Here is a 12220-nt window from a genome sequence, read left to right on the forward strand (position 1 = left end):
TTATTATGATTGGAGGAAATGGTAATGGATATTAACAGTTTTACAGTACTGAATAATGGTGTAAGGATGCCATGGGTTGGTTTTGGGACCTTCAAGATTAAGGATAAAAATACAGCAGTTAGTTCAGTTAAAGAGGCTTTAAGATTGGGATATAGGCATATTGATACAGCTGCTATATATGGTAATGAGGAAGCTGTTGGAGAAGCTATAAAAGAGAGCAGTGTTAAAAGAGAAGATATATTTTTAACAAGTAAGCTTTGGAATACTGAACATGACTATGATAAAGCTTTAAACGCTTTTGATGAATCTTTAAGAAAGTTAGGAACAGATTACCTTGATCTTTATTTAATTCATTGGCCACAAAAATCAAATACTGAGCCATGGAAGGCATTGGAAAAGCTATACAAGGAAGGAAGAATAAGGGCTATAGGTGTAAGTAATTTTAAAGTTCATCATTTAGAAGAGCTTATAAACGAATGTGATATTGTACCAACAGTAAATCAAGTTGAATATCATCCACAGTTTCCACAAACGGAAGTACATGAATTCTGTAAGAAACATAAGATTCAGCTTGAAGCATGGGGACCATTAATGCAGGGAAAAATATTTGAAATCCCACTTATGAAAGAATTATCAACAAAATATGGAAAGACAATTTCACAGATAGCATTAAAATGGGATTTGCAAATGGGAGTTATAACTATTCCTAAATCTTCAACAAAATCTAGAATAAAAGAAAATATGGATTTATATAATTTTGAAATATCTGCTGAGGATATGAAAAAAAAATAGAAACATTAAATACTGGCAAAAGAATAGGACCAGACCCAGATACTATTGATTTTTAAGATATATAGATGAGCAACTTGAAACATAGAAATTATCGCTACCAAATGTATCCTATTAAATTACAGTTTGTCGAGCACTATAGTGAAGGGTTTTAACTCACTTCGTTTGTTAAAAGATTAAGGTTTTCTCTATGCGCAAGGTGAATGGTTTTACGGTGCTGTGCACGTAAAAGGTGAACTTTTTTATCTTCAATAAAAAGCTAAGGTTGATTTTCCTCCGTTTTCCTACGGAAAATCTTTAAACGTATTTAAATTATTTATTTTTCGTAGAGAAACGGAGAAAAAAATATTCCTTAACCTTTTGCCGTGGCAAAAAAACCTTCACCTTTGACAAGCAAAGCTATGTCAAACCCTTCACTTTTCACATAAGTGAAAAAAAGTTAGTTTTTTAATGAGCAGGGCGAATTAAAAACCCTTCACTCAGCTCGACAAATTCCAGTTTGTAAGGATAAATTTGGTATTGGTAATTTAAATATTTCAGCTTGTTTATCTATAGATTGGCTAGAAGCAAAGCTATGTCAAACCCTTCACTTTTTCACATAAGTGAAAAAGTTAGTTTTTTAATGAGCAGGGCGAATTAAAACCCTTCACTTAGCTCGACAAATTTCAGTTTGTAAGGATAAATTTGGTATTGGTAATTTAAATATTTCAGCTTGTTTATCTATATATAGATATACCGCTTCAACTATTGAAATTTATTTGTACCATAATGCCCAGAAGACAGCATTTTGGTACAAATAATTTTTTAATGTGACGAAGTACTGTTACTTCTCAGTTTATTTATTTACAACATAACTTTTAACTATCTTATCATGTATTCCTTGTTTATATTCTGATGAAAGTATGGATATAAATACTACGATTCCATATATAATTCCTATGTATTCTATCATATGTGGAAGATCTGTAAGTGACTTCATCACTTGAGATATATCATTAGGATTAACTACGGCACTTTTCCCTTGCACTATCGTGACTATGCTTCCTAATATTGTAAAAATATCCAAAGCTATATACCTAGCTCCAGCTCTTAAAATAGATAGTCTATTTCCATTTTCATCTGTAACTTTTATCTTTAACAGCATTTTACCAAGAGAACCTTGAAACTTTGAACTTTCCATAATGGCAAAATATGCTAGGATTATTACAGTTGTGATTGCAATATACGGTGAACCTTTTCCTAGTATTAAAGCCACAATATAATCTGCTACTCCTATAACCAGCATATCAACTATATAAGCTGCTGCTCTTTTAAAAAATCCCGTATATTCTACCTCATCCAATTCCTTGTCGTCATATTCCATTTCTGTTAAACTAGCTCCGCATTTTTCGCAAACCTTTGCTCCATCTGGATTGTCCGCTCCACATGTTTTACAATACATCTTTGATTACCCCCTCATAAAAATTTTATTATAGATAATTTGAATAGTCCACCATATATGAGAAAATTTTTAGCTTTCAATTTTTCTGTAAATGAAGTAAAATAATATCATTATTCCTAATATGACAGCTATAAAGTATACTGCATATTCAATTATATACCCCATAGACGCTAAAAGCATCGATTCAATTATTAATATAAATTTAAATATTTTTAAAACTAAAGAATCCATCATCTCTGTCCTCCATATATATGCTTGTACTTATTCAAATCATGAATTCATTATATGGTATATTATACCTTATTACAACTTTTGTTTACTCTATATTAACGTACTTTTAACTGTTTATTCATAGTTTTATCATTTTATCTTCAATTTTCATCATTTTTCTATATGTATTAACCTTTAATATGGTTTTTAATACCATATATTTTTAGATAAATAAAAAAGGCAGTAATCTTATATTACCACCCTATCATTTGATAATATTCAAAGCTCCATTTATGGAAACTGGTATTACAGAAAATGATATTATTGATGTTAAACTAAAATACATCGCACTACCGTGTGAATACCGTTACTTTGACTTTTCATCAAATAAACTAAGTTGAGTGTAAGTAGCCTTTTCTTCATAAGTTGGCATTTTTAAAGAAATATTATATTTACTGCATGCTGCATTTAAAGTTTCCCAGAGCTTTTTTGAATTATTAGCAGAACATATATACATGCCTGCAAATTTTTTTTCGTATTTTGGCTTAATCCCTGGAAACAGTTCATCCAATTTATTATAATAATATGCTCTTTGCCTATCTCTAAGCGACATGCCAAGCCATGGGACTATATGCTTAACACCATAAAAGCTTGCTTTATTTACTATATCTATTATATTTTCTTTGTTGTCTTCAATAAAAGGAAGTATCGGCATCATAGTTACACTTGTACAGACACCAATTTCAGAAAGCACCCCTAGCGCTTTTAACCTATCCATTGGAAGTGGTGCATACGGCTCAATTTTTTTAGCGAGTCCCTCATCTGTGGTTGTGATAGTCATAGACACAGAAGCATATATTTTATTAATTTCTTCGAGAATGTCTATATCTCTTAGAATTAAATTGCTTTTAGTCGTTATGTGGATTGGATAATTAAAATCTGCAATTAATTTAAGTGCTTCTCTTGTAAGTCTATACCTTTTCTCGGATATTGTATAAGGATCTCCCATAGCCCCGGTTCCAATTAGTCCTTTTTTTCTCTTTGAGGCTAATTGTTTGGTTAATAATTCAATAGCGTTGATCTTCACAACAAGATCATTAAAATTCTCAATTCCATAGCACTGACTTCTTGAATCACAATATATGCATTGGTGCTCACAGCCTCTATATATGTTAAAATTATACTTAACCCCAAACCATTCAGATGGCCTTTTGCACGTTCCTAAAATTGAGCTGACATTTATTTCTTTTATCACTTTAAATTACTGCCTTTCACTGCGATGTCAACAAACGGCTGTTTAAATTTTATAATATATCCTTTATTGGTTGGTATAACTTTTCCCTTAAACTCACCAATTCCTTGAATATATATGCCACCTTCAATCATAATGGGCTCATCTTGAACAAAAAATTCAACGCTTGTTGCATTAAGCACATTGTCACCATCATGGGTAGTAATAACTTTTTCATTGATAAGATACTTGTTATTTAGTTTAACAAAATTCTTATGAAGCAGTCTGCCATCTAAACCAATAATATTTGCTGGATCAAATTGTGTTATAGAGAACTTACCATCTAAAATTATGTTATAACCTGCATTAATATAAAAACTAGTTATTTCTTTTTTACCTAAATCATCATAATTTCTAAGAATATAATTTATATAGGCATTAATTTGAGGAGTGACATCTTTTTGAGCCCATTCTATTTGTTTCTTAAAATAATGATATAGATATAATTTAGAATCATCATATATTTTTTGCCAGTCTTCACACATGGAATCCATTATTAAAGCCATAAACATACCAGAAAAATGACATGAAGTCCTAAAATGCTTCAAATCATTACTTTGAATAAGTTTTTCACCATATTTAGCTATAACATATTTAGGTGGGAGATCATTTTCTCTTTGAAATGCCTTATATTCAACATAGGTTGCCGTTCCTTCTATTGATTCTATGCCATATTCGTAATTTATGCTTTTTCCTATAATATTTTTTCTTAATTCTCTTATACTAATAAAATAAGATATTAGTTCTTTTTTCTTAATTTCATCATCCTCAAAGGCAGCCTTAAGTAGATATTCTCTTTCCTTTATTCTCAAAGCCAAAAATTCACTTGTAAATTTATAAGTAAAATATAGTGCTTCATTAGGAAATCTCGATTCTCCAGTCTCCAATTGGTGACTATGAAACATTTCATGAACCACTTCAGAATAAAGCTTATCTAAATCTACCACTTCAGTTAAAGTATCAATATTGCATATAACAGTATATTGACCACCCAAATTAATAACTGTATCTTGGGAAAACTCTTCAGTTCTCTTTCCAATAGCAACATTTCCATCAACATAATAGCCTTCAGGCAAGTCTTTATAATTAACCAAATATACCTCACTAGAATTATATAATGCTATAGGAAAACTTTTAAAGCCATGCCAATAGTAGTTAAAATCATTCTTTTTAACCTTATCATTAAGTTTTAATATGATTTCTCTTTTATCATTTTTCTCTACTATATTCATATTATCATACTTCCTCAACATGGTATTTGTTTATTGTACATAATTATACCATACTATTTACTATATTCTTAATATGATTATGTAGAGCATTTTCAAATTTAATTCAAATAACATATAAAATCTTACTAGAGGTTAGTTGTTTCTCTTTGTACTAGATTAGTTCCTATTATATAGTGGTTTTCCTTTATATTATCTTTAAGCCTATCCACTAAAAGCTTAGATGCATAATATCCAACTTTTCTCACATTGATATCTACAGATGTAAGAGATGGTCTGTAATATTCTGCTTGTGGGGTATTATTAAAACCAATTATTGATACATCTTTAATTTTATTTTCATGAAGGCATCTTATAGCCCCAAAAGCTAAAAGATCATCTGCTGCAACTACTGCCTCTGGAACTCCAACCTTAAGTATCTCTTTCATAGATTCGTATCCATGTTCTTCCTTAAAGCCAGGAACTTCCTTAACAAAATCTTTATTTATATCTACTCCATTTATTTTGTGGGCTTGTATATATCCACTAAGTCTGTCCTTTGAAACACTTATTTCAGTTTTCGGTCCAATAAATGCTACAGTTTTATGCCCTTTAAGTAAAAGCTTACTTACTACACTATACATTGCTTTAAAGTTATCATTATCTACCCACAAAATGTTATTTGTGTTTTCTGGCCTTCCAATAACCACAAAAGGAAATTCCACATCCTTTAAATACTGTATGCATTTGTCATTATCTACCACGGAACTGAGTATTATACCATCTACCAAATTGCCATTTACATAATCCTTTGCGCACTTTAGCTCTTCCTCATAGTTAGTACAAAAAGTATACATTATATAATATCCTTTTTCTTTTGCATAACTACTTATTCCTGTCATAACCTGAATAAAAAATGGATTTTTAGTTAAGTCATCAATTTCGCTTGTCATAATAATTCCAATTACGTTAGTTGTATTATTAGCAAGACTCCTTGCTATAACATTTGGATGATAGTTCAACTCTTTTATTACTTTATTTACCCTTTCTTTTGTCTCATCACTTATTCTAGGGCTATTACTTATAACTCTAGATACTGTAGATGGGGAAACACTTGCTTCTCTAGCAACATCTTTTATAGTAACACTCATAATTTTTCACACCTTATTTATATAATTTTAAAAGAGAACCTATACAACCGTTTTCACTGATAAACAGCATATATAATAATATTATCACTTTTAATATAATTAAAATCAATTGTTATTTTACATAAATTTTTTTTGAAAATTTATCTTATTGTATATAACTTTCATGTCACAATATATTTGACATGAAAAGGTTATTTTAATATAATAAAATCATGTGCAAACGTTTTGTTTACCGCTTATTGTACCTTTGCAAAACATTGCCATGAAATCCTATACACGTCTAGGATTTTACTACATTAATTAAGGTATTAAAGGTCAATTTAAACTGATTTATTTATAAAAAGGAGTGATCACAATATGCTTGGTAAAATTCAAGGTTATAATCAAAACAAAAACAAAATAGAAGTATTATTTGAACATAACAAAGCAATTATTGAAGTCATAACAGCCTCCATTATTAACTTTTTCATTCCATTAAAACAAGCCGAGCACAATTCAAAGGCTATAGATGATATAAAAGCAAAAGAAACAAACCTTAAAGTCAAAAGGGATGATTCTAAAATTACTATTTGTACTAATAAATTAAAAGTAAATATATTTGACAACTTTAAGGTGGATATTTATGATCTTGATGGAAATATGCTCTGCGAGGATTATAGAAATCGAAGAGATCCTTTTATAAAAAGAGGTGTAACTCCTAAATCTCTGGAGCTAGCCCTTAAAGAAGGACATGAGATCAATTCAGAGCTTGGTAATTATAAATTTAATGTCTTAAAAAAATTAGACGATAATACCTTCTTTTATGGTTTTGGAGACAAAACCGGTCACTTAAATAAGAGAGGTTACCATTATAAAATGTGGAACACAGATAACGCAGCTCCTCATGTAGAAAGCTTCGAGGCACTCTACAAATCAATTCCATTTTTTATAACTTTAAAAGATAATAAAGCCTTTGGAATATTTTTAGACAATACTTTTGAATCGCACTTTGATATGGGAAAAGAAAACAGCAATTACTATTCCTTTGGAGCCGTAGATGGAAACTTAGACTACTACTTTATTTATGGACCTTCAATAAAAGAAGTAATTAAAGATTATACATGTTTGACTGGTAGAACTCCTATTCCTCAAATTTGGACACTTGGATATCAGCAATGCAGATGGTCTTATACACCTGAAGAAAGGCTTATTGAAGTATCCAAAAATTTTAGGGAAAAGGATATTCCATGTGATGCACTATATTTAGACATTGATTACATGGATGGCTATAGGGTTTTTACTTGGGATAAGGATAAGTTCAAAAATCCTAATAAAACTTTATCTAAATTAAAGGAAAACGGTTTTAAAGTTGTAACAATCATTGATCCTGGAGTAAAAAAAGACAAGGGTTATAAAATATATGATGAAGGTATAAAAAATAATTATTTTGCTACGGATAAAGATGGGGTTCCTTATGTAAATGAGGTTTGGCCTGGTGAATCACTTTATCCTGATTTTCCAAATAGCAAAGTAAGAAATTGGTGGGCAGATAATCAAAAAATAATGATAGATTACGGGGTAGCAGGTATATGGAATGACATGAACGAACCTGCAAGCTTTAAAGGTCCACTTCCAGATGATGTTATGTTTGATAATGATGGCACTAAAGTATCTCATAAAGAAATCCACAATGTTTATGGGCACTATATGTCAAAAGCTACTTATGAAGGCATCAAAAAATTCACAAATAAAAGACCTTTTGTAATAACAAGAGCCTGCTATGCTGGTACGCAAAAATACTCTACAGTATGGACTGGAGATAATCAAAGCTTATGGGAACATCTTCGTATGTCCTTACCAATGCTTATGAATTTGGGTTTAAGCGGCTTTGCATTCTGCGGCACAGACGTTGGAGGCTTTGGCTTTGACTGCAGCGCTGAACTTTTATCAAGATGGATACAAGTTGGTACTTTTACTCCCCTATTTAGAAATCACTCTTCAATATTTACAAGAGATCAAGAACCATGGGCTTTTGATGGCAAAACAGAGGATATCTGTAGGAAGTACATCAAATTAAGATATAAATTAATTCCTTATTTTTATGATCTTTTCTGGAAGGGAGAAAGTGATGGTCTTCCAATAATAAGACCTTTATTAGTTCATTATGAAAAGGATGTAAATACTTATGAAATAAATGATGAATTCTTATGTGGTAATAGTATACTTGTAGCACCAATTGTAGAGCAAGGTAAAACAAATAGAATGGTTTATTTACCTGAAGGCGATGATTGGATTGATTACTGGACAAATGAGTATTTCTCTGGTGGTCAATTTATAATTAAAAATGCTCCACTAGATACATGCCCTATATATATAAAAGCTGGAAGTGCTCTACCTAACTATCCCGTACAAAATTATGTAGGTGAAAAAAGCATAGATGAACTTACTTTTAATATCTATCTATCTAGAAATGGCAAAAATATAAGCTATATTCATTATCAAGATGATGGTCAAAGCTTTGACTATAAAAATGGTAATTACAATTTATATAAGCTTGAAGCTTATAAAGAATCAAACTGCATTAAGATTAAAATCAATGAAACTAAAAGCGATTATAGAAATCATTACAAAGGCTTTAAATTCAATATTATTACCAACCTAAAACCATCCAGCATTTTAGCAGATGGCAAAATAACTGAGTTTACACCTTCAGACAACACCATAAACTTCAATGTTGAAAGAGTCTCTGAAATTGTAATAATATAGGATGATATGAAAAAAGAATACCTATATTTTCACATGCTTGTGTATAGATAAACAAATCAATTTCAATAGTTAAAGCGGTTTATCTATATATAACCACCGACGCCTTATATTTATAAAAAGACCACACTAACCATTTAGTGTGGTCTTTTGTTATAGTCACTCTGCACATATAGTAATATCTTTTAATGAATTAATAAAATATGGTTTATTTTTAACTAATATCTTTATATCCTTCTTACTTTCATTGCTTATTTTTATATTATCTTTTCCTACTTTTACTTTAATTAGACATCCTCTAAACATCACCTTAAACGAAAATGACTTCCACTTACTTGGTATAAAAGGATTTAACGTAAGCATATTATTTTTAACCTTTAGTCCACCAAAACCTTCTACCACAGACATCCATGTTCCTGCCATACTTGTAATGTGACATCCATCTTCTGTATCATTGTTGTAATTATCCAAATCTAACCTAGCAGTTCTCAAGTAAAGTTCATATGCTTTATCCTCTTTATTGAGTTTAGCCGCCAATATTGAGTGAATACATGGAGATAAGGAAGATTCATGTACAGTCCTTGGTTCATAAAATTCAAAATTTCTTCTAATTGTATCTTTATCATATAAATGCTGAAGAAAATATAAGCCTTGAAGTACATCTGCTTGTTTAATAAAGCAGGACCTTAAAATTCTATCCCAAGACCAATGCTGATTAAGCGGAAGCTCCTTTGGATCCAAATCCTTTACTAATATCTGCTCCTTATCCATATACCCGTCCTGCTGTAAGAATACTCCAAACCCTTCATCCACAGGATAATACATGTTGTTTATGATGTCTTTCCATTTGGCTATTTCTTCTTCCTTTAAACCTAATTTTTTAATTAACTCTTCATATTTTGAGGTTTCATTATTTTTAACATAATCTAAAGCCTCTATTGTATATTCTAAAGTCCATGATGCAATTCTATTTGTATACCAATTGTTATTGACATTATTTTCATACTCATTTGGTCCTGTTACTCCTAAAATCACATACTTATGCTTTTCTTCTGAATAGTTAACTCTTTCTTCCCAAAATCTTGATATTTCCACCAGTACATCTAATCCATATTCACTTAAATACAATTTATCACCAGTGTAATTTATATAGTTATATATAGCATAAGCTATTGCACCATTTCTGTGTATTTCTTCAAAAGTAATTTCCCATTCATTATGACATTCTTCTCCATTCATAGTTACCATAGGATAAAGTGCACCTTTTTGAAATCCCAGCTTTCTGGCATTTTCTTTTGCCTTTTCAAGCTGCTTATACCTATAAATTAGTAAATTTCTTGCTATTTTCTTATCTGCAGTAGCCAAATAAAATGGAATGCAATAGGCCTCTGTATCCCAATAAGTGCTTCCACCATACTTTTCACCAGTAAATCCTTTTGGCCCAATATTTAATCTATCATCTTCTCCTGTATAAGTTTGATTTAATTGAAAAATATTAAATCTTATTGCTTGCTGTGCAGATACATCACCTTCAATTATTATATCGCTTTCTTTCCACTTTTCTTCCCAAGCTTCAGCTTGTTCATTTAAAAGGTTTTCATAGCCTTTATTGTAAGCCTTCTGTAGAATTTTTTCTCCAACTTCAATTAATTCATTAGGTTTAAAATCTCTTGATGTAACATTTGCAACATATTTTACAATAGCTACCTTTTCATTTTCTTTTACTCTTACTTCTACTGTATTCCCTACAAACTTTTCTTTTTCAAAATGTTCAACATTGCACTTACATTTTTCGGCTTGTTTTAAAACATCATATTTCATTAAAGAACAGAGATAAAAGTCCAACTTTTTGGTTTTAATTAAAAGCAATGCTTGCCCATCTTCTGTTTTCTTTGAAACTTCACTCCAAAACTTCTCGTCATAATTTGAATCTGTATTTTTTACGTCTCCATCCAAATATGGCGAAAAGCTTATCATTCCACTAAAATTTAATGGAGTTATGGAATACTTTATAGCCCCAATTTCCTTATTCACTATGCTAACGAATCTCTTCGCTTCTACTTTTATCCTTTTGCCACTTGAAAATTCTGCAGTAAATGTTCTGCAAAGATATCCTTGTTTCATATTGAGCACTCTTTCAAAATTCTCAACCTTACACTTTTCAAGGTCAAGCTTATCTCCATCAACCTCTACACCTATGCCAATCCAATTTGTAGAGTTAAGTACTTTTGCAAAATATTCAGGATAACCATTTTTCCACCAGCCAACTCTAGTTTTATCAGGGTAATATATTCCTGCCATATAGCTTCCCTGAAGTGTCTCACCACTGTAATCCTCTTCAAAATTTGCCCTTTGACCCATATAGCCATTTCCAATACTAAATATACCCTCTGCAACTCTATTATCTTCAGGTTCCAGCTTATTCTGTATAATGTTCCATGGATCTAATTCAAAATATTTTTTCAATTGAATTCCCCTCGCTCTCAATAAAACCTTATTTTATGATAATACTACTCTTAAAGTAAATCTAACATTCCTATTTTCATATCTGCTAATGAATCAATAACAATATTAGCTCTACTTAATACTTTTTTACTTCCAATACCTATAGAATACATTTCTGCATTAATAGCAGCTTCAATTCCAGAGACAGCATCTTCAAAAACAACACAATTTGCCTGTGGTACTCCAATTTCCTTAGCTCCTAATAAAAAAACCTCTGGATTTGGTTTCGCATGTGTAACTTTATTACCATCAATAATAGCATCAAAATACTTTGCTAAATTAAGTCCATTAAGTATCGTCATAGAATTCTTACTTACAGAGCCTAATGCTGTCTTCATTCCATTATCTCTTACAATTTGCAAGAACTCCTTTGCCCCCGGTAAGATTTCATTACTATCCATATTAGATATATACTCAACATACCAATTATTCTTTTTTTCTGCTAATTCAATTTTCTCTTTATCGCTAAAGTTAAGGTTGCCAATCTCTAGAAGTATATCAAGTGATTTCATTCTACTTACACCTTTTAATCTTTCATTTTGTTCCTCTGTGAATTTAAATCCCAACTCATTTGCTAACCTCTTCCATGCTAAATAATGATATTTTGCTGTATCTACAATAACTCCATCTAAATCGAATATACATCCTTCAATTTTACTCATTTATTATCCCCCATATATATCTGCAATTTAAAAATCGACTTTATGCAATCGATTGCGCACTTTTAATCATTATAGAACATTTTTTCCTTCTAGTCAATAAGTATTGCAATCGTTTTTATTTTTATAAAACTTTATTTTAAATAATGTAATAATTAATATTTTATACTGACACTCATATTTTTTACACTTTGTTCATATAATCTAATACAACCGATTTCGCA

8 protein-coding genes and 1 pseudogene are annotated in these 12220 nt (G+C 30.5%); 2 read left to right on the plus strand and 7 right to left on the minus strand.

All coding sequences use genetic code 11. The annotated features are described in order from the left end of the window. Positions 1–18 precede the first annotated feature (18 nt). Positions 19–848: pseudogene (locus AGR56_RS07425) on the plus strand (aldo/keto reductase). A gap of 776 nt (positions 849–1624) precedes the next feature. Here AGR56_RS07425 and AGR56_RS07430 read toward each other — a convergent pair. The 5 genes from AGR56_RS07430 to AGR56_RS07445 form a co-directional block, all read right to left on the minus strand. Further along, entirely contained in the window at positions 1625–2230 is a 606-nt protein-coding gene (locus AGR56_RS07430) for an RDD family protein (protein ID WP_053241732.1), read from the minus strand. A 69-nt stretch (positions 2231–2299) separates the two neighbouring features. Further along, a complete protein-coding gene (locus AGR56_RS20160; protein WP_198149974.1) occupies positions 2300–2461 on the minus strand; it encodes a hypothetical protein in 162 nt (53 codons plus the stop codon). A 346-nt stretch (positions 2462–2807) separates the two neighbouring features. Further along, on the minus strand, positions 2808–3695 hold the full coding sequence (locus AGR56_RS07435) for a radical SAM protein (RefSeq protein WP_053241733.1): 888 nt from the start codon (positions 3693–3695) through the stop codon (positions 2808–2810). After that, positions 3692–4963 carry a hypothetical protein gene (locus AGR56_RS07440; RefSeq protein WP_053241734.1) on the minus strand — a complete coding sequence of 424 codons (1272 nt, stop codon included), beginning with the start codon at positions 4961–4963 and terminating at the stop codon, positions 3692–3694. Before AGR56_RS07440 ends, AGR56_RS07435 begins: the two co-directional genes overlap by 4 nt. A gap of 125 nt (positions 4964–5088) precedes the next feature. Continuing rightward, on the minus strand, positions 5089–6090 hold the full coding sequence (locus AGR56_RS07445; RefSeq protein WP_053241735.1) for a LacI family DNA-binding transcriptional regulator: 1002 nt from the start codon (positions 6088–6090) through the stop codon (positions 5089–5091). A gap of 357 nt (positions 6091–6447) precedes the next feature. Between AGR56_RS07445 and AGR56_RS07450 the strand changes: the two genes are divergently transcribed. Then, positions 6448–8835 (plus strand): glycoside hydrolase family 31 protein, encoded by a 2388-nt coding sequence (locus tag AGR56_RS07450; RefSeq protein ID WP_053241736.1) that lies wholly within the window; start codon positions 6448–6450, stop codon positions 8833–8835. A 156-nt stretch (positions 8836–8991) separates the two neighbouring features. On the opposite strand, the gene AGR56_RS07455 is transcribed toward AGR56_RS07450, so the two are convergent. Both AGR56_RS07455 and pgmB read right to left on the minus strand, forming a co-directional pair. Beyond that, a complete protein-coding gene (locus AGR56_RS07455) occupies positions 8992–11298 on the minus strand; it encodes a glycoside hydrolase family 65 protein (protein WP_053241737.1) in 2307 nt (768 codons plus the stop codon). A gap of 50 nt (positions 11299–11348) precedes the next feature. Further along, the gene (pgmB, locus tag AGR56_RS07460) at positions 11349–11999 is read right to left on the minus strand and encodes a beta-phosphoglucomutase (protein WP_053241738.1); all 651 of its coding nucleotides are present in this window, start codon (positions 11997–11999) and stop codon (positions 11349–11351) included. Between the last annotated feature and the right edge of the window lie 221 nt (positions 12000–12220).

The sequence above is a fragment of the Clostridium sp. DMHC 10 genome, from assembly GCF_001270375.1.
In the GTDB taxonomy this organism is placed as follows: domain Bacteria; phylum Bacillota; class Clostridia; order Clostridiales; family Clostridiaceae; genus Clostridium_S; species Clostridium_S guangxiense.

Excerpts from the sequence above, each read along its gene's own strand:
- AGR56_RS07430 (WP_053241732.1), bottom strand. The coding sequence starts at position 2,230 with ATGTATTGTAAAACATGTGGAGCGGACAATCCAGATGGAGCAAAGGTT.
- AGR56_RS20160 (WP_198149974.1), bottom strand. The coding sequence starts at position 2,461 with ATGGATTCTTTAGTTTTAAAAATATTTAAATTTATATTAATAATTGAA.
- AGR56_RS07445 (WP_053241735.1), bottom strand. The coding sequence starts at position 6,090 with ATGAGTGTTACTATAAAAGATGTTGCTAGAGAAGCAAGTGTTTCCCCA.
- AGR56_RS07450 (WP_053241736.1), top strand. The coding sequence starts at position 6,448 with ATGCTTGGTAAAATTCAAGGTTATAATCAAAACAAAAACAAAATAGAA.
- pgmB (WP_053241738.1), bottom strand. The coding sequence starts at position 11,999 with ATGAGTAAAATTGAAGGATGTATATTCGATTTAGATGGAGTTATTGTA.
- AGR56_RS07440 (WP_053241734.1), bottom strand. The coding sequence starts at position 4,963 with ATGAATATAGTAGAGAAAAATGATAAAAGAGAAATCATATTAAAACTT.